Raw genomic sequence first — 17,465 nt, 5'->3', positions numbered from 1 at the left:
TCAGAACATCGGCGGCATGCCGCCCATGCCGCGCCGGGAACTGGAGCGACCGGACGCTGCCGGCTTGTCGGCCGACCCCGTGCCGACCACGACGGCGTCGTTCTCGGAAAGACCCTGCTTGATCTCGACGCGCACCCGGTTGCGGATGCCGGTCTCGACCTTGCGGGTCTCGCGGGCGCCGGAGGCGGTGACGACGGTGACTTCGCCGGACTTGCCATCGGCACCGGAGCGGACCGCCGCGGCAGGGACCGTCAGTACGTTGCTGGCCGATGACTGCACGAAGAAAACCTGCGCCGTCATGTTCATCATCAGCGCACCCTCGGGGTTCGGCACGTCGAACAGGGCGTAATAGAGCACGACGTTGTTTTCCGTCGACGGCGTCGGCTTGATCTGCCGCAGCTTGCCGGGGTAGCGCTTGCCGGGCTGGCCAAGCAGCGTGAAATAGGCATCCATGCCGGTCTTCAGCTTGCCGACGTCTGCCTCCGACACCTCCGCCTCGACCGTCATCGTCGAGAGATCGCCAACCGTGACGATCGTCGGCGCCGTCTGGTTGGCGTTCAGCGTCTGGCCTTCCGTGGCCGAGGTATTGACCACCGTGCCGCTCATCGGCGCATAGATCTTGGTGTAGCCGAGGCTGATGCGCGCGTCCTTCAGCGTCGCCTGCTGCTTACGGATCTGAGCCTTCAGTGCATCGACATTGGCCTCGGCCGTCGCCAGAGCGGCAATCGCCTCGTCAAGCGCCGACTGGGCGGCACTGTTGCCTGCGACGAGCGCGCGCTGGCGCTTCAGATTGGCGGCGGACAGGACGACCTGCGCCTCCTTGTCGATCATCTGGGCCTGCAGGTTGGCAAGTTCAGCCTCGGCGATCTCGATCTGCGTTTCGATCGAGGCACTGTCGATCTCGGCGATCAGCTGCCCTTGTTTGACGCTGTCGCCGATCTCGACTTTAAGGCTTTTCAGCTGGCCGGAGACCTGGGCACCGACATCGACGTCCTTGATCGGGCTCAACAGCCCCGTCGCCGTGACGCTGTTCTCGATATCGCCGCGCAACGGCGTCTCGGTAACGACGGTGTCGGCGGCACTCTGTTTGCCGTAGCTCGACCAGCCGTACCAGCCGGCGCCGGCGGCAGCGATCAGGACCGGCAGGATCAGCCACCACCGCCGCGATCGGGCGCGTTTCTTCCGCACCGGCGCCGGCCGAGCAACGGGTTCCTCATCCTCGACGACCGCGGGGGCAATTTTCCGGGTGGCATCCGCCATTCAAGCAACTTTCAGACTATTTTGACATCGGGCCAAACAATTCCCGAAATAACTAGGCAGCAACTACGCCTTATTGAAGTCGGATGGGATGAAATCTTTGTAATGTTTTCCGTTTTTCGTTTCACAATGTTTCTGCGGACCTCACCGCTTGTCTTCGAAGCCAGCCATGCACCGAAAAACCGGCGGTTGGAACCGCCGTTTTTTCAAAGTGCCGTTCTGCCGGGGAGGCCGGATCAGTTGCAGACCCTGATGCGCTTGACGACCAGGTTGCCGTAGTAGTCGTACTCGCGGACCTTCTTTGTCCAGCAACGGGGCTCGTAATAGCTCTTGTAGTAGTGGCGCTTGTGACCGTAGTGGTGGCCGCCGTGATAGCCATCATAATAACCGCCGCCATAGTAACCGCCGGCCTGGGACGGGGCGGCGAAAGAAAGAGCCGCGCCAGCGGCAACGATGGAAGCGATGATCAGGTTACGCATGATTGTCTCTCCTGGATTGGCTGGATGAGCCCGCCTCATCCTTGAGAAAGACAATCTCACGCCTGCGCCCACCGCACAGTTCCCAATGGAACAGGGCTGCTGCGCTTACGATTTTCTGATCCGGGCCATGGCTACGACATCCGCAAACCTCCCGTCACGGAAGGCATAGGCCTTGTGAACGCCCTCCGTCTCGAAGCCGAACGCCTCATACAGCGCGATGGCCGGCTTATTGTCGGTAAAGACGGTCAGTTCGATGCGCATGATGTTCAGCCATTTGTCCGCAGCATCGATAAGTTCCAGCATAAGCGCCTTGCCGATACCCTGCCTCCGATGATCGTCGTGAACGCTCATGCCGAGCACGGCTGCGTGGTGCCGGCGATCCCTTTGCCGGTGGAGCCCGGCAGCCCCCAGGATGATCCCGCCTCGTTCGGCAACAAGCCGCAATCCGCCGTCCGACGGCGCCTCGAGCCACGTGCGGGTCTGCTCGGGCCTGGTATGCGGCAAGCGCAGCGTGCCATGCCGCACCCCGGGGAGGTTCATGATGGCAGCGATCTGCTCATAGTCGCCGGGACGCGAAGCCCGGATATGCAGAGCGTCAGTCGACGGCGCAGCGGGTGTTTCAGTGTGCTTCATGACGATCCTCGTCTTTGATGCGAGGAAGGAGGAAGCTACGACCCTACCTGCCTCGGCAGGGTCCACAGGATGATAGCGCTTTCAGGCCAGCACTGATCCTGCGCACCCTTGAGGGTACGTGCAGTCATAAGAATGTGCGTAGTCGCGCGTTTCATGATCCGGACTTTAGCGGCTCCCGCCACAAAGACAAGTACCGCCTCTCAGAAGCCCCGCCAGGCGATATATAGCAGCGTCAGCGCGATGACCCAGAGCGCCAGGCGGCCGGAGCGGCTGTGGCGCGCTTCCGAACGGCCGATCGCCTCGGCGGTCGCCTCGTCGAAGCGCAGGCCGTTTTCGGCCATGCCCGTCAAATCGCGGGAGAACTTTTCGGTTTTCGCCGCTATCTCCGGTGCCGCCTCGGCAAGCCTGAGGGCCGCATGAAGCCCATCCCTGACGTCGGAGACGATCCGTTTCGGACCAAGATTGTCACGGATCCAGGCGCCGACCACGGGCTCGGAGGCCTTCCACATGTTGAAGCGCGGATTGAGCGTGCGGGCGACGCCTTCGACAACGACCATGGTCTTCTGCAGCATGACCAGTTCCGGGCGCGTCTGCATGTCGAAGAGTTCGGTCACCTCGAACAGCAGCGTCAAGAGCTTGGCCATGGAGATGGTTTCGGCCGGCTGGCCGTGGATCGGCTCGCCGATGGCGCGGATCGCCTGGGCAAAGCTTGCGACGTTGTGATGGCCGGGCACATAGCCGGCCTCGAAGTGCACATCGGCGACGCGGCGATAGTCGCGGGTGATGAAACCATAGAGGATCTCGGCGAGGAACCGGCGCTCCTTCTTGCCGAGACGGCCGACGATGCCGAAATCGACGGCGACGACCATGCCCTTCTGATCGACGAAGAGATTGCCCTGGTGCATGTCGGCATGAAAGAAGCCGTCGCGCAGCGTGTGACGCAGGAAGGACTGGATCAGCGTATCGGCAAGTCCGTTGAGGTCATGCCCGGCGCGGCGCAGGCCCTCGACATCCGAGAGCTTGATGCCGTCGATCCATTCCATCGTCACGACGTCGCGGCCGGTGCGCTCCCAGTCGACTTTCGGCACGCGGAAACCGGGATCGTCGGCGGCGTTCTCGCCCAGCTCCGACAGTGCCGCAGCCTCAAGCCGCAGGTCCATCTCGACCTTGGTGGTCTGCTCCAGCGTTTTCGTCACCTCGACCGGACGAAGCCGGCGCGTGTTCGGCAGGAAGCGCTCCTGCAGGTGCGACACAAGGAACATCGCCTCCAAGTCATGGGCAAAACGCTGGCGCACGCCGGGGCGGATCACCTTGACGGCGACTTTCTGCTCGACGCCATGGCGCAGCACCGTGGCAGGGTGAACCTGGGCAATCGAGGCGGCAGCGATCGGATCGCCGAAGTGCGCGTAAAGCTCGGCGACCGGCCGGCCGAGCGAACCTTCGACGGCGGCGCGCGCCTCCTCCACCGGGAAGGTCGCCATGCGATCCTGCAGGAAGGAAAGATCTTCGGCGAAATCGGCACCGACGACGTCCGGGCGGGTGGCCAGGAACTGGCCGATCTTCACATAGGATGGTCCCAGTCGCTCGATGGCGCGCGCCAGCCTGTCGCTGCGGACCTCATGTTTGGCACGACGGCGGGCAAAGAGACCGGCAAAGGATTGCGCCACGCCGATCAGCGGCGGCAGGTTTTCCGACGGCAGGGCGGAGATAACCCCCTCGCGCACCAGCACCCAGCCGATCCGGACCAGGCGTACATAGGCTCCGGGCGTACTCATGATGCCTTGCCGCCGCGCAGGACGAGGCATTCAGCGCGCTTCACGAAAATGGACATCATGCGTCAGATCTTCCAGGCGGAATGCAGCGCGGCGATACCGCCGGTGTAATTGGTGAAATTGACGCGGGAGAACCCCGCCTTGGTGATCATCGCGGCGAAATCGCGCTGGTTTGGAAACTTGCGGATCGATTCGACCAGATACTGGTAGGGCTCGGCGTCGCCGGTGACCATCCTGCCGAATTTCGGGATCGCGTTGAACGACCAGCTGTCATAGACCTTGTCGAGCAGCGGCATGTCGACCTCGGAGAATTCCAGGACAAGAAGCCGGCCGCCACGCTTCAGCACGCGATAGGCTTCCGAGAGGGCGACATCGATGCGCGGCACATTGCGGATGCCGAAGGCGATCGTATAGGCATCGAAGCAATTGGCATCGAAGGGCAGTTCCTCGGCATTGGCCTCGACGAAGGTGAGGTTCGGCGCCAAACCCTTCTTTTCAGCGCGCTCGGCGCCGACCGCGAGCATCGAGCCGTTGATGTCGAGCACCGTTGCATGCGCCTTGCGGTCGGAGGCCTCGACGATGCGGAAGGCGATATCGCCGGTGCCGCCGGCCACGTCGAGAACCTTGTAGTCCTCGGAGCGGCGCGGATTGAGCGCCGCGATCATCGCATCCTTCCACGCGCGGTGAAGGCCCATGGACATGACGTCGTTCATGATGTCGTAGCGCTTGGCCACCTTGTGAAAGACATCGTTGACGAGCGCCTGCTTCTCGCCCTGGCCAACCTGGCGAAAACCGTAGGAGGTCTCCATGCCGCCATCGGCAGACGTGCGCTCACCTGTCATTCCGAAATACTCCGTTCCATCGCCGTTTAAGCCGACCATAGCGAATTCGCTTGATCCACGCTATCTCTCCAAGAGGCGCCTGCCTGCGGCATTCCAGCCCTTGTTGGCCTGCTATAGGATATGTGCGCGGCGATTGGAATTGCCAAATAAGTTCATTCATTTGGCGTGAGGAGATGTTGATGCCGGAACTTCCCGAGGTGGAAACCGTAAGGCGGGGCCTGACGCCGGCCATGGAAGGCGCGCTGCTGGTGCAAGCGGAACTGCGCCGGCCGGACCTGCGCTTTCCCTTCCCTGCCGATTTTTCCAGGCTCGTTTCCGGCCGGCGCATCCTGTCGCTCGGGCGGCGGGCGAAGTATCTCCTGATCGACCTCGAAGGCGGCGACGTGATCATCGCCCATCTCGGCATGTCCGGCTCCTTTCGCGTCGAGGAAGGCGCGGCATCCGGGACCGCGGGCGATTTTCATCATCCGCGCGGCAAGGACGAGAAACACGATCATGTCGTCTTCCATCTTGAGGGGGCCAAGGGGCTGGCGCGCGTCATCTATAACGACCCGCGCCGCTTCGGCTTCATGGACATTGCCAGGCGCGACACGCTCGCGAGCCACGCCTTCTTCCGCAATCTGGGCGAGGAGCCGACCGGCAATATCCTCGACGCGGCCTATCTCGCCGCGCGCTTTGCCGGCAAGGCGCAGCCGCTCAAATCCGCACTGCTCGACCAGAGGAATATTGCCGGGCTCGGCAATATCTATGTCTGCGAGGCGCTCTGGCGCGCCGGCCTGTCGCCGCAAAGGGCCGCCGGTTCGCTGGTCGATGCCAAGGCCAAGCCGAAGAAGACGCTGACGCTGCTGACCGAGGCGATCCGGGCCGTGATTACCGATGCAATCGCGGCCGGCGGCTCGTCGTTGCGCGATCATATACAGACCGATGGTACGCTCGGTTACTTCCAGCACTCGTTCTCCGTTTACGACCGCGAGGGGCAGCCTTGCCGGGCACCAGGTTGCAGCGGCACCATCGCGCGCGTCGTCCAGGCGGGACGCTCGACATTCCATTGCCCGAAATGCCAGAAGTAGCGGTGCCGGCACGCACGCCCCCTGCGGGCCTGTTTTCAAAAATAGCGCGTTGACTGAGGCGGGGTTTAGGGTTATATGCCGCCCTCAGTTTGGAAAGCCGCTCCAAGGTTTTCCGATATTGCTCCCGAATTGCTTGGACGACAGGTCGCAGTGACCCGGCACGGCGAATTGGGAGTTTTTGTCAGATTTCGAAGAGAGACACCAAATGGCCAATACAACTTCGGCGAAAAAAGCGACCCGCAAGATCGCCCGCCGCACGGAAGTCAACAAGTCCCGTCGTTCGCGCGTTCGCGGTTTCATTCGCAAGGTTGAAGAAGCCATCGCTTCCGGCGACCAGGCTCTTGCCCAGGCAGCCCTGAAGGCAGCGCAGCCGGAACTGATGCGCGCCGCCACGAAGGGCGTGCTGCATGCCAACACGGCATCGCGCAAGGTCTCCCGTCTGGCCAGCCGCGTAAAGTCGCTTTCGGCCTAAGCCGGCTTACGAAAATTGCATCAATGATTTAGCCCGGTCCTGCGACCGGGCTTTTCCGATTCGTTCTTCTCACCTGTCGATGCCTAATCCTTGAGCAGGACGACATGTCAGCTCGATGACATATTTTTTTCAATCAAATCAATTGGTTGCGCGAGGATGCCGTCCCATGCGCTCGTCTGGTCGGGGGCCATTGGGGTGCGCGACGAGTCAAGAAATTTTTTATTTTTTTTGTTTTTCGCCAGCTAACTTCCGGGCCAAAAATCAAAGCCCTTGATTCAAAAGCGATTCTCTTTCGCAGGCATGGAGCCCATGCAGGACACGCTATGAGAGTCAACGCCCAGCTCTTACCGAAGCGTAAAAAACACGATTGATCTTGCATCACGATCCTGCCTAAATGCCTCCACGGAAGGCGCGGGGGATACCTCTAGACAAGATGAAAAGGCGGCTCTTTCAGGGGGCCGTGCAGTTTCACTTGAACCTTCTGTAACGGGGTGGTTCCACAACGTTCCATCAATCAGTAACAGGTGTTTTCAACCGCGCAACATGCTTGCTCGGAACGACGGATTGCGATCTTTAGTTGCATTCCGTGGAAACATTCTCGGGATACTCGATGCTGTGCCGGCGTTTGCCGTGCGAAACAGAGCGGGTGGCCGCGATGCAAATGCGCAACTGGCCTGCCCCGTTGTAACGAGGGTCGGGAAGGGCCGGTGTAGAAATGGCAGGCTGGGCGGAGCCGGGTTCACGAGGGCCGGCTCCGGACAGGGATTAAAAACCGTGCAAGCGGGACATGCGTTTTGCCTTTAGGTGGAACGGATTTGCACGGAAACCGGGTCACGAGAGGAAATGAGGATTCCTCTTGTGGCACGGCGAGCGTCTGAATTGGGCGGCATGCCTTTGAACGAGGGCCGCGCATGACAGACATAAAGGCGGATGCCGTCAGCAATGACGGCGTCGCGGAATAATATTGGAAGGCGGCAATATGCTAAGCAATTCGGTTACGGCGGCGATTGTATTCGAAAATGGGGAGAATGTACGTCAGATCGGGACAACCCCGGCAGACGGCGCGGCGGGGGACAAAGGCGAAATCGCGCATAATGCGCTCTTCGAACGCGTCAGTGCGCGTTTGAAAGCTCAGGTCGGCGCCGATGTTTTTGCCAGCTGGTTCGGCCGGCTGAAGCTGCACTCCGTTTCAAAGAGTGTGGTGCGGCTCTCGGTGCCGACGACCTTTCTGAAATCCTGGATCAACAATCGCTATCTCGAGCTGATCACCGGCCTCTTCCAGCAGGAGGACGCCGAGATCCTGAAGGTGGAAATCCTGGTTCGCAGTGCCACGCGCGGCGCGCGGCCCGGCCTTCACGAGGATGCCCCGCAGGCACACCAGACCGACGCAACGGCGCCGGCCACCACGCGCCGGACATCGCCGCAGTCGCTCGCCCATCATGCAACCGCCACGGTCAGCACGCTTCAAAAGTCGCAGCCGGTCGCAGGACCGCTGTTCGGTTCGCCGCTCGATCCGCGCTATACTTTCGAGAGCTTCGTCGAGGGCTCCTCGAACCGGGTCGCCCTTGCGGCGGCAAAGACGATTGCCGAGGCCGGCGCCGGTGCGGTGCGCTTCAACCCGCTGTTCATCCATTCGACGGTCGGTCTTGGCAAGACGCATCTGCTGCAGGCGATCGCCACCGCGGCGATCCAGAGCCCGCGCGTGCCGCGCGTCGTCTATCTGACCGCCGAATATTTCATGTGGCGCTTTGCAACCGCGATCCGAGACAATGATGCGCTTTCGCTCAAGGAAACGCTGCGCAACATCGATCTTCTGGTGATCGACGACATGCAGTTCCTGCAGGGCAAGTCGATCCAGCATGAATTCTGCCATCTTCTCAACATGCTGCTCGACAGCGCCAAGCAGGTCGTCGTTGCCGCCGACCGGGCGCCGTGGGAGCTGGAATCGCTCGATCCGCGCGTTCGCTCGCGTCTGCAGGGCGGCGTCGCCATCGAGATGGAGGGGCCGGATTACGAAATGCGCCTCGAAATCCTCAAGCGCCGCCTCGAGGTCGCCCGTCAGGACGATGCCTCGCTGGATATCCCGGCCGAGATCCTCAGCCATGTCGCCCGCAACATCACCGCGAGCGGCCGCGAGCTGGAAGGCGCCTTCAACCAGCTTCTCTTCCGCCGCAGTTTCGAGCCGCAACTGTCGATCGAGCGCGTCGATGAACTGCTTGGCCATCTGGTCAATGCCGGCGAGCCGCGCCGGGTTCGTATCGAGGATATCCAGCGCGTCGTCGCCAAGCACTACAACGTGTCGCGGCAGGAACTGGTTTCCAACCGCCGCACCCGGGTCATCGTCAAGCCGCGCCAGATCGCCATGTATCTGGCCAAGACGCTTACCCCTCGCTCCTTCCCGGAAATCGGCCGCCGGTTCGGCGGACGCGACCACACGACGGTGCTGCATGCGGTGCGCAAGATCGAAGACCTGATTTCCGGCGACACCAAGCTCAGCCACGAGATCGAACTGTTGAAGCGGCTGATCAACGAGTAGCACTGGTTCCCTCTTCTCCCCGCCGGGGAGAAGGTGGCGCAAAGCGCCGGATGAGGGGGGCCGCCGAAGGCACCCTTCTTCTGTGCGCTGGCTCCGGCTTCGCCGGCCCCCTCATCGCCTCGCATCCGCTCGGCACTTCTCCCCGCTGGGGAGAAGAGGGAGATATCGGCGCCCCCGTCCCGCAAATCGACGGATGGGAATATCCCCACTGCCGCCCTACTTCTTCCCCTTCGCAATCAAATGATACAACGCGCGGATCGCCTGCGCCTCGCCGCCGAGCGGCGAGTGCGGACGTTCGGCCGGTGCCCAGCCGAAGATGTCGAAATGGGCCCAGCTCCTGGCGTTGGTGACGAAGCGCTTGAGGAAGAGCGCCGCCGTTATCGACCCGGCCATGCCGCCCGATGGCGCATTGGTGAGGTCGGCGATGCGGGCGGAGATGTCCTTCTCGTAACCCTTGTAGAGCGGCATGCGCCAGAGCGGATCGTCGACCGTGAGGCTTGCTTCGGTCAGGTCATGGGCCAGATCCTCGTCGTCGGTGTAGAACGGCGGCAGGTCGGGGCCAAGGGCGACGCGGGCCGCGCCGGTCAGCGTCGCCATGTCGATGAGGAGATCGGTTTCCTCCTCGTCCGCATAGGCAAGCGCATCGGCAAGGATCAGCCGGCCTTCGGCATCGGTGTTGTCGATCTGCACCGTCAGCCCCTTGCGGCTGCGATAGATGTCGCCCGGGCGGAAGGCATTGGCGGAGATCGAGTTTTCGACGACGGGCACCAGCACCCGGAGATCGACCTTGAGCTTTGCATCCATGATCATCAGCGCGAGACCCATGACATTGGCCGCGCCGCCCATATCCTTCTTCATCAGAAGCATCGAGGCGGCCGGCTTGATGTCGAGGCCACCGGTGTCAAAGCAGACGCCCTTGCCGACCAGCGTCACCCTGCGGTGGCCCTTCTTGCCCCAACGCATTTCCAGCAGGCGCGGCGCCTCGGCGCTGGCGCGCCCGACGGTATGGATCAGAGGGAAATTGTTCTTCAGGAGATCGTCGCCGGACACGACGGAAACCTTGGCCTTGTAGTGTTCGCCGAGCGCCCGGAAGGCCTCCTCCAGCGCGTTCGGCCCCATGTCGTTGGTCGGCATGTTGATGAGATCGCGGGCCAGAAAGACGCCGGCAAGCTGGCGCTTGATGTCGGCGGCATCGGCATCGGTCGGGATCATCAGGGTCGGCGCTTCGCTCGCCGCGAGCTTGTAGCGGTCAAAGCGGTACGAGCCGAGGCCGTAGCCGAGCGCCAGGCGATTGGCCGTCAGCGGCGCGGTTTCGATATGCCATTTTCCGGCCGGCAGTGCGCGCGCCAGCTTGCCGGTCAGGAACGGCGCTTCCGACGGATTGGCGCCCAGCCCGAACAGCGCACCGCCGAGTTGGCCGTCCTGCGAGGGGATCAGCAGGACCGCGCCGGATTCGGCCTTGAAGCCCGCCTTGCGCGCCCAGTCGAGCGCGATCGGATCGATGGCGCCAAGCTCGATATGGGCCGGCGTCACCGCGAAGATCGGCAGGGTCTTGCCGGCGCTGGTGTTGAACGGCGATGGACGGTCGATGAATTGATAGGAGGCCATGGAAATCCTTAAGGAGGGCGCGATGCAGAATCACCCGATTAACGCTCCGTTAGGGTTAACAGACTATTGCTGGAGTGAAGATTGCGCCGATTTGTTGGGGATTGCGTCCGGTGCTCTAACGAACTGCTTCAGGGGCATTGGTAATGACGTCACGCGGACACTCGTCTCTTTCCCATCACCGATTTCTGAAAGCCGCCTCACTGGCGGCCTTGGTCGCCTTGGCGCTGTCCGGCTGTGCGTCGCAGAAGAAGGAACTGACGACCGGCTCCATTCCGGAGACCAGCTTCTCCAAGCCGGTTCAATCGATGAACGCGACCGAACTGGCGGCAGCGGCCGAAAGCATCGGCAAGGCCTATGAACGCAACCCGAAGGACCGCAATGCGGGCCTCAACTATGCGAACATGCTCAGAATGACCGGCCGCAACGAACAGGCGCTCGCGGTGATGCAGCAGGTAGCCATCGCCTACCCGACAGACCGTGAAGTGCTCGCCGCCTATGGCAAATCGCAAGCGGCTGCGGGCCAGCTGGAACAGGCGTTGAACACGATCTCCCGCGCCCAGACGCCCGACCGTCCGGACTGGAAGCTGAAATCGGCAGAAGGCGCGATCCTCGACCAGCTCGGCCGTGCATCGGAAGCCCGCCTGCGCTATCGTGAGGCTCTCGACATCCAGCCGAACGAGCCGACGGTCCTTTCCAATCTCGGCATGTCCTATCTTTTGAACAAGGACCTGAAAACCGCGGAAACCTATCTGAAATCGGCGGTCAGCCAGCCCGGCGCCGACAGCAGCGTAAGACAGAACCTGGCGCTTGCCGTCGGACTGCAGGGGCGCTTTGCCGAAGCCGAGCAGATTGCCCGGCAGGAACTTTCGCCCGATCAGGCGGAAGCCAATGTTGCCTACCTTCGTGGTATGCTTACCCAGCAGAACGCCTGGAAGAAGCTCTCCAATGACGACAGCACACACACGAATTAAGCCGGCCGTCCACTTCACACTGGCACTGACAAGCCTCGCGCTCGCCGGTTTTTTTTCGTTCGCCTGGTACGAGCGCTACTGGAAGTGGCGGGAGTGCTTCAATTCCGAGGGCCGCTGCTATGACCCGGTCGACGGCATCATGGTGGCGCAGGCTGGCCCTGTCTGGGGCAGCTTGGCCCTGGGCTTCCTTGTCCTAGCGGTAGTGTTCGTCGTGCGCCACCAGCGAAGCCGGCGTACGGTTCACCGTCGCCACTAGAACTTGTCCGAAACCTGTATGCCTGCCGGGCCGAGAATGACCGCGATCAGGACGGGCAGGAAGAACAGGATCATCGGCACCGTCAGCTTCGGCGGCAGGGCTGCGGCCTTCTTCTCGGCCTCGTTCATGCGCTGGTCGCGGCTTTCCTGGGCAAGCACCCGCAGCGCCTGGGCGATCGGTGTGCCGTAGCGGTCAGCCTGGATCAGCGCCTGCATGACGGCCTTCACCTCCTCAAGCCCGGTTCTGGTGCCGAGATTTTCGAGCGCCATGCGCCGGTCTGGCAGGAAGGAGAGCTCCGCAACGGTCAGGACCAGTTCCTCGGCAAGAGGCGCCGACTGCGCGGCGATTTCGTCGGCCACGCGCCGCATGGCCAGTTCCATGGAGATGCCCGATTCCACGCAGATCAGCAAAAGGTCGAGCGCATCCGGCCAGGCCCGGCGGATGGAGTGCTGACGCTTCGAAACGGCGTTCGAAATGAAGATGTTGGGCGCATAGAAGCCGAGATAGCCGGTGCCGATAACGGCAAGGATCCGCATCGGCAACGGTTTTTCACCGAGATAGCCAAGACCAAAGATATAGAAGGCGCCAACGGCCAGAAAGAGGAAAGGGAGACTGACGCGGGCGACGAGAAACACGTTCAGCGCGTTTTGCGAGCGATAGCCGGCCGATTTCAGCCGGTTGACGGTCTTGTCGTCGACCAGTGCCTTGCGCAGGTTGAGCCGCTCGACGATCTGGCGCACCGAAGTGTTGTTCTGGGCGCGCAGCGACGTCTTGCCGCCGGATATCTCGGCATTCAGGCGCGCACGTTCGCGCGCCCGGATCAGTTCGCGTTCGGTGGCAACCGATTTCATCCGCTTGTCGAGGTTGCCTTTCTCGAAGAAGGGAACGGCCAGGGAATAGAACGTCGCCAGCACTGCCACCGCCACCAGGAAGGCGACGATGACGTTCGGATCGGTCAGGGTGTTGATCATGCCCTCGCTCATGCCGGGTCTTCCTAGATGTCGAAGTTGATCATGTTGCGCATCACCCAGATGCCGATGCTCATCCACACCGCCGAGCAGCCCATGATGATATGGCCGCGCGGGTCGGTGAAGAGGATCATCATGTATTGCGGCGATGTCATGTAGACCAGTAAGGCGACGATGAACGGCAGGGCGCCGATGATGCAGGCCGATGCCTTGGCTTCCATCGACAGCGCCTGGACCTTGGATTTCATCTTCTTGCGCTCGCGCAGCACCTTGCCGAGATTGCCGAGCGCCTCGGAAAGATTGCCGCCGGCCTGCGCCTGGATGGCGATGACGATCGCGAAAAAATTGACCTCCGGCAGGGGGATGCTGTTGATCATGCGGGCGCAGGCTTCAGGGATGTTGAGGCCGACCTGTTGCGCCTCGATTATGCGCCTGAATTCGGTTTTGACCGGCTCCTGCCCGTCGCTGGCGATCAGCCGGACGGCATCGTTGAGCGGCAGGCCGGACTTGATCGACCGGACCATGACGTCAAGCGCATTCGGAAATTCGTCCAGGAATGCCTTGCACCGGCGCTTGATCAGGAAATTGACGAACCAGCGTGGAACGCCGGCCGAACCGATGAGCAGAATGCCGCCAACAATCGGCAGCATTGCCCCGGCGATCAACGCCATCAAGGCCGCGACAAATCCGAAGACGACGCTGCCTATATAGAATTGCGTAACCGAGATCTTGAGGCCTGCCTGCACCAGCCTGATCTTCATCGAAGGCTTGGCCTTCGCTGACTTTTCCTGCTGCTTCTTTTCGAGATCCTTCAGGGAATCCTGCACCGACTTTCGCCGCTTCGACATCTCGGCCATGCGGTCTCGCGCCGCCTTGACCTTTACCCGGTCGGTCTCGGCGGCCTTGACCTTGCGGACGCGACTTTCCGCCTTCTTCTCGGTTTCGATGCGCGTGAACAGAATGCCGTAGGCAAGGCCGGCCGTTGCAAGGGCGACGAGACCGACGATAGCCAGAATGGTGATGTCTATTCCGAACATGAAAGCGGTCAGTCCTTTTCCATCGCGTCGAGGGTCGCGGCCAGCCGCTTGTCTTCGTTGAAATAGCGGGCGCGGTCCCAGAAATGCGGGCGGCCGATGCCGGTCGACTTGTGGCGGCCGATGATCCTGCCGTTGGCGTCTTCGCCCTCGATCTCGTAGCGCATCAGGTCCTGGGTGATGATGACGTCACCTTCCATGCCGATGACTTCGGAGATGTGGGTGATGCGGCGCGAACCGTCGCGAAGACGCGCTGCCTGGATGATGACATCGATCGAACCGGCGATGATTTCGCGCACGGTCTTCGCCGGCAACGTATAGCCACCCATGGCGATCATCGATTCCATACGGGCAAGGCACTCCCGCGGCGTGTTGGCGTGGATGGTGCCCATGGAGCCGTCGTGACCGGTGTTCATCGCCTGAAGCAAGTCGAAGACTTCCGGTCCGCGCACTTCGCCGACGATGATCCGCTCGGGCCGCATACGCAGGCAGTTCTTGATGAGATCACGCATGGTGATCTCGCCTTCGCCTTCAATGTTCGGCGGACGGGTTTCAAGGCGCACGACGTGCGGCTGCTGCAGCTGCAGTTCGGCCGTATCCTCGCAGGTGATGACCCGCTCATCCAGGTCGATATAGCCGGTCAGGCAGTTGAGCAGCGTCGTCTTGCCGGAGCCGGTACCGCCGGAGATGACGACGTTGCAGCGAACGCGGCCAATGATCTGCAGCAGCACTGCGCCTTCCGGCGTGATGGCGCCGAACTTGACGAGCTGGTCGAGCTTCAGCTTGTCCTTCTTGAACTTACGAATGGTCAGCGCCGTGCCGTCGATGGCAAGCGGCGGGGCGATGACGTTGACACGCGAGCCATCGGGAAGACGGGCATCGCAGATCGGCGAGGATTCGTCGACGCGACGGCCGACCTGCGAGACGATACGCTGGCAGATGGACAGCAGCTGTGCGTTGTCGCGGAAACGCACCTCGGACTCGATCGTCTTGCCGCCCACTTCGATGAAGGTCTGACCGGCGCCGTTGACCATGATGTCGGCGATGTCGTCGCGCGCGAGCAGCGGCTCCAGCGGACCGTAGCCGAGAACGTCGTTGCAGATGTCCTCGAGCAGTTCCTCCTGCTCGGAGATCGACATCGCAAAATTCTTGATCGTGATGATGTCGTTGACGATATCGCGGATTTCTTCGCGTGCGCTCTCGTTGTCGAGCTTGGCCAGCTGCGAAAGGTCAATCGTGTCGATCAGTGCCGAGAACACCTGCGACTTGGTGTCGTAATAATCCTCGGTGCGAGCCGGCTTTTTCCGGACGGGCGGCGGGGATGGCGGGACGCGGGTCACCGGGGTTGTTTCGCGGGCCGGCTCCGCCAGCACGGGTGCAGCCGGCCGCTCGGATACGGCGACGGGAGCAACGGCGGGCACGGGCGTTTGCTTAAGGGGGCTGACTGCGCCACCCTTTCCGAAGCCTTCGTTTCCTCGTTTACCAAACATGCTCTCAGATCCGATTTTCGTTCAACTATCAGTTATTTGCGCCCAAGCATTCCGAGCATCTTGCCAAGGCCGCCCTTCTTGGGCTTCTTGGCTGTGGTCCTGCCCGTCACCAGATGCGCGAGTTGCGAGAAGATTTCCGCGGTCGGTGATTTCCTGTCGGTCTCGGCGATCATCCGGCCGCTGTTGGCGGCATTGCCGAACAGCACGGCATCGAACGGTATGATCGCGACCGGCTCGATTTCCAATGAATCGCAGAAGTCGCCCGGTGATATTTCCGGCCGCTTCGGCATGCCGACCTGGTTCAGCACCAGATGCGGCGTCTTGTCATTGGGCCGGATTTTCTTGAAGGAATCGAACATGTTCTTGGCATTGCGCAGGTTGGCGAGGTCGGGCACGGCGACGACCACGACCTCGTCGGCCTCCGCCAGCACGGTGCGTGTCCAGTCCGCCCACAAATGCGGCACGTCGAGCACGGAGACCGGCGCGTTGCGCAGCAGGATTTCCATCAGCGGCTGGAACGCCGTTGCGTCGAAATCATAGGGGCGGTCGAGCATGGACGGTGCCGCAAGCAGCGACAGGTGCTGCGAGCACTTGGTCAGGAGGCGATCGAGGAACACCTCGTCCAGGCGCTCCGGTGAGAAGACCGCTTCGGAGATGCCCTGCGGCGGATCCTGGTCGAAGTTAATGTTGGCGGTACCGTAGGGCAGGTCAAGATCGGCCAGCACCACCTCGGTCGAGAACAGGTTCGAAATGCCCCAGGCGCAATTGTGGGCGAGCGTCGAGGATCCGACGCCGCCCTTGGCGCCGATGAAGGCAATGCTGCGGCCGAGCGGCTCGGCTTCGGGATCGACGAAGATGGCAGCGATGGCACCAAGAATGTCGGGCATGGCGACGGGAGCAACGATATATTCGGAAATGCCGTTGCGGATCAGTTCGCGATAGAGCGGGATATCGTTGTAGCGACCGATGAGGATGACCTTGGTCGAGGGATCGCAGACGGCGGCGAGCGGTGCCAGTTCCGCCATCAGCAGGCGCGGTTCCGTCGATGTTTCAAGAATGATCAGGTTTGGCGTCGGTGCCGTCGAAAACATGTTGGCGGCGGCGGCAATCGAACCGCTGTTGATCCTGAGGCTGACCTTGCTCATCCGCCGGTCCTGGCCGCAGCGCTCCATCATCCGCTGCACAGCTTCGGTTTCGCAGAAGGCATGCACGGAGATGCGGGGAAGTGGCCGCAGCTGATCGACATCGCTCGGGCGGACCGCATCGGCATAGCCATCCGGCTCGCCGGATGCAGTCTCTATCTTGTAGTCAATCGTGCTCATGATGCTGTCCCGTCAAACCGCCCGGAGTATCAATTGTTGTTGATGTTGATGGTCGTTTCTGTCCCGGTTGGGACACCACGGTAGTCACTGATCACTTGGCCGCGCTGGACCGCATCGATCGGCGACATGGCGCGCGGGCCGAGCAGATCCATCGGGTTGGCAATCTGGGCCGCGAGATTGGCCTGACTGGCGCACCCAAAATTCTCGTAGTTCTTGTTCTCGATCGTATTGACGACCAGGTCCTTCGGCCAGTTGCCACAGGGTGCGGTCTTTGCCGTAATCGCCGTATAGCTGAGCCGGATCGGCGCTGCGTCCCCCTCACCACTTGCCTGATAACGCGCCTCGGCAAGCCGCCCTGCCGGTATGCCGGCGCCGACCAGCACGCCACGGACTTCCTTGCGCAGCGCCGATGCGGCATGGGCGTTAACCGAGCCGGTGGGTACCAGGATCTGCACCGTGCCGGTGGCAGAATCCCTATAGTTCGAAGCAAAACCGCGGATGACGTCGCGCGCGCCCATGGTCAGGTGCCTGTCGCTGGAGGCGACAGGTACATCGATCGCATGCTCCGCCTCGGCAATCACGATCGGATGGCGGGTGCGGTAGTCGTCGGGCAAGGCACCGGTCGACATGCCGTCTCGGCTGGCGCAGCCGGCAAGGGTCGTGCCCGCCAGCAGCAAAGCACCGATCGCCAGCATGCGCGCGAACCGAACCGCACCGGTGGAGATGTTTGGCCGCATGGTCGATTGCCCCTTGAT

At 62.0% G+C, this 17,465-nt stretch carries 16 protein-coding genes; 5 read left to right on the top strand and 11 right to left on the bottom strand.

What is annotated here, in order from left to right; translation table 11 throughout:
* The 5 genes from macA to ubiE all read right to left on the bottom strand — a co-directional run bounded on the left by macA (position 1) and on the right by ubiE (position 4,983).
* A complete protein-coding gene (gene macA, locus A3AY_RS0100775) occupies positions 1 to 1,260 on the bottom strand; it encodes a macrolide transporter subunit MacA (RefSeq protein ID WP_018323759.1) in 1,260 nt (419 codons plus the stop codon).
* Between the two features lie 233 nt (positions 1,261 to 1,493).
* Entirely contained in the window at positions 1,494 to 1,736 is a 243-nt protein-coding gene (locus A3AY_RS0100770; RefSeq protein WP_018323758.1) for a hypothetical protein, read from the bottom strand.
* 105 nt (positions 1,737 to 1,841) lie between these two features.
* The gene (locus A3AY_RS0100765) at positions 1,842 to 2,369 is read right to left on the bottom strand and encodes a GNAT family N-acetyltransferase (protein ID WP_018323757.1); all 528 of its coding nucleotides are present in this window, start codon (positions 2,367 to 2,369) and stop codon (positions 1,842 to 1,844) included.
* 200 nt (positions 2,370 to 2,569) lie between these two features.
* Complete coding sequence (gene ubiB, locus A3AY_RS0100760; RefSeq protein ID WP_018323756.1) at positions 2,570 to 4,144, bottom strand: 2-polyprenylphenol 6-hydroxylase; 1,575 nt, start codon at positions 4,142 to 4,144, stop codon at positions 2,570 to 2,572.
* Between the two features lie 62 nt (positions 4,145 to 4,206).
* Complete coding sequence (gene ubiE / locus A3AY_RS0100755) at positions 4,207 to 4,983, bottom strand: bifunctional demethylmenaquinone methyltransferase/2-methoxy-6-polyprenyl-1,4-benzoquinol methylase UbiE (protein WP_026202982.1); 777 nt, start codon at positions 4,981 to 4,983, stop codon at positions 4,207 to 4,209.
* 179 nt (positions 4,984 to 5,162) lie between these two features.
* Here ubiE and mutM point away from each other — a divergent pair, with 179 nt between their 5' ends.
* The 3 genes from mutM to dnaA all read left to right on the top strand — a co-directional run bounded on the left by mutM (position 5,163) and on the right by dnaA (position 9,061).
* On the top strand, positions 5,163 to 6,053 hold the full coding sequence (mutM, locus tag A3AY_RS0100750; protein ID WP_018323754.1) for a bifunctional DNA-formamidopyrimidine glycosylase/DNA-(apurinic or apyrimidinic site) lyase: 891 nt from the start codon (positions 5,163 to 5,165) through the stop codon (positions 6,051 to 6,053).
* Between the two features lie 205 nt (positions 6,054 to 6,258).
* Complete coding sequence (rpsT, locus tag A3AY_RS0100745; protein WP_018323753.1) at positions 6,259 to 6,525, top strand: 30S ribosomal protein S20; 267 nt, start codon at positions 6,259 to 6,261, stop codon at positions 6,523 to 6,525.
* Positions 6,526 to 7,609: 1,084 nt separating this feature from the next.
* Entirely contained in the window at positions 7,610 to 9,061 is a 1,452-nt protein-coding gene (dnaA, locus tag A3AY_RS0100740; protein ID WP_026202981.1) for a chromosomal replication initiator protein DnaA, read from the top strand.
* Positions 9,062 to 9,277: 216 nt separating this feature from the next.
* Here dnaA and A3AY_RS0100735 read toward each other — a convergent pair whose 3' ends face one another.
* Positions 9,278 to 10,669 carry a leucyl aminopeptidase gene (locus A3AY_RS0100735; protein ID WP_018323751.1) on the bottom strand — a complete coding sequence of 464 codons (1,392 nt, stop codon included), beginning with the start codon at positions 10,667 to 10,669 and terminating at the stop codon, positions 9,278 to 9,280.
* A 143-nt stretch (positions 10,670 to 10,812) separates the two neighbouring features.
* Between A3AY_RS0100735 and A3AY_RS0100730 the strand changes: the two genes are divergently transcribed.
* Together A3AY_RS0100730 and A3AY_RS0100725 are read left to right on the top strand one after the other, a co-directional pair.
* Complete coding sequence (locus A3AY_RS0100730) at positions 10,813 to 11,640, top strand: tetratricopeptide repeat protein (protein WP_026202980.1); 828 nt, start codon at positions 10,813 to 10,815, stop codon at positions 11,638 to 11,640.
* The gene (locus tag A3AY_RS0100725; protein ID WP_018323749.1) at positions 11,615 to 11,896 is read left to right on the top strand and encodes a hypothetical protein; all 282 of its coding nucleotides are present in this window, start codon (positions 11,615 to 11,617) and stop codon (positions 11,894 to 11,896) included. The genes A3AY_RS0100730 and A3AY_RS0100725 overlap by 26 nt, the downstream gene beginning before the upstream one ends.
* Here A3AY_RS0100725 and A3AY_RS0100720 read toward each other — a convergent pair.
* Genes A3AY_RS0100720 through A3AY_RS0100700 form a run of 5 tightly spaced genes read right to left on the bottom strand, consistent with a single transcriptional unit; the run spans position 11,893 to position 17,405 of the window.
* Complete coding sequence (locus A3AY_RS0100720; RefSeq protein WP_018323748.1) at positions 11,893 to 12,879, bottom strand: type II secretion system F family protein; 987 nt, start codon at positions 12,877 to 12,879, stop codon at positions 11,893 to 11,895. The genes A3AY_RS0100725 and A3AY_RS0100720 overlap by 4 nt on opposite strands.
* Positions 12,880 to 12,890: 11 nt before the next feature.
* Positions 12,891 to 13,901, bottom strand: coding sequence for a type II secretion system F family protein (locus A3AY_RS0100715; RefSeq protein WP_018323747.1), 1,011 nt, complete (start codon positions 13,899 to 13,901; stop codon positions 12,891 to 12,893).
* Between the two features lie 8 nt (positions 13,902 to 13,909).
* A complete protein-coding gene (locus A3AY_RS0100710) occupies positions 13,910 to 15,388 on the bottom strand; it encodes a TadA family conjugal transfer-associated ATPase (RefSeq protein WP_026202978.1) in 1,479 nt (492 codons plus the stop codon).
* 32 nt (positions 15,389 to 15,420) lie between these two features.
* Positions 15,421 to 16,710 (bottom strand): CpaE/TadZ family protein, encoded by a 1,290-nt coding sequence (locus tag A3AY_RS0100705; RefSeq protein WP_018323745.1) that lies wholly within the window; start codon positions 16,708 to 16,710, stop codon positions 15,421 to 15,423.
* A 29-nt stretch (positions 16,711 to 16,739) separates the two neighbouring features.
* Positions 16,740 to 17,405: a CpaD family pilus assembly protein gene (locus A3AY_RS0100700; protein ID WP_040668022.1), complete on the bottom strand. Its 666-nt coding sequence runs from the start codon at positions 17,403 to 17,405 to the stop codon at positions 16,740 to 16,742.
* Positions 17,406 to 17,465 lie beyond the last annotated feature (60 nt).

Source organism: Rhizobium giardinii bv. giardinii H152 (assembly GCF_000379605.1).
Taxonomy (GTDB): domain Bacteria; phylum Pseudomonadota; class Alphaproteobacteria; order Rhizobiales; family Rhizobiaceae; genus Pararhizobium; species Pararhizobium giardinii.
The sequence above is the reverse complement of the archived record's forward strand: the minus strand, read 5'-3'. Positions and strand labels throughout refer to the sequence as shown.

Coding starts and splice junctions, on each gene's coding strand:
- macA (WP_018323759.1), bottom strand. CDS start 1,260: ATGGCGGATGCCACCCGGAAAATTGCCCCCGCGGTCGTCGAGGATGAG.
- A3AY_RS0100770 (WP_018323758.1), bottom strand. CDS start 1,736: ATGCGTAACCTGATCATCGCTTCCATCGTTGCCGCTGGCGCGGCTCTT.
- A3AY_RS0100765 (WP_018323757.1), bottom strand. CDS start 2,369: ATGAAGCACACTGAAACACCCGCTGCGCCGTCGACTGACGCTCTGCAT.
- ubiB (WP_018323756.1), bottom strand. CDS start 4,144: ATGAGTACGCCCGGAGCCTATGTACGCCTGGTCCGGATCGGCTGGGTG.
- ubiE (WP_026202982.1), bottom strand. CDS start 4,983: ATGACAGGTGAGCGCACGTCTGCCGATGGCGGCATGGAGACCTCCTAC.
- mutM (WP_018323754.1), top strand. CDS start 5,163: ATGCCGGAACTTCCCGAGGTGGAAACCGTAAGGCGGGGCCTGACGCCG.
- rpsT (WP_018323753.1), top strand. CDS start 6,259: ATGGCCAATACAACTTCGGCGAAAAAAGCGACCCGCAAGATCGCCCGC.
- A3AY_RS0100735 (WP_018323751.1), bottom strand. CDS start 10,669: ATGGCCTCCTATCAATTCATCGACCGTCCATCGCCGTTCAACACCAGC.
- A3AY_RS0100730 (WP_026202980.1), top strand. CDS start 10,813: ATGACGTCACGCGGACACTCGTCTCTTTCCCATCACCGATTTCTGAAA.
- A3AY_RS0100725 (WP_018323749.1), top strand. CDS start 11,615: ATGACGACAGCACACACACGAATTAAGCCGGCCGTCCACTTCACACTG.
- A3AY_RS0100720 (WP_018323748.1), bottom strand. CDS start 12,879: ATGAGCGAGGGCATGATCAACACCCTGACCGATCCGAACGTCATCGTC.
- A3AY_RS0100715 (WP_018323747.1), bottom strand. CDS start 13,901: ATGTTCGGAATAGACATCACCATTCTGGCTATCGTCGGTCTCGTCGCC.
- A3AY_RS0100710 (WP_026202978.1), bottom strand. CDS start 15,388: ATGTTTGGTAAACGAGGAAACGAAGGCTTCGGAAAGGGTGGCGCAGTC.
- A3AY_RS0100705 (WP_018323745.1), bottom strand. CDS start 16,710: ATGAGCACGATTGACTACAAGATAGAGACTGCATCCGGCGAGCCGGAT.
- A3AY_RS0100700 (WP_040668022.1), bottom strand. CDS start 17,405: ATGCTGGCGATCGGTGCTTTGCTGCTGGCGGGCACGACCCTTGCCGGC.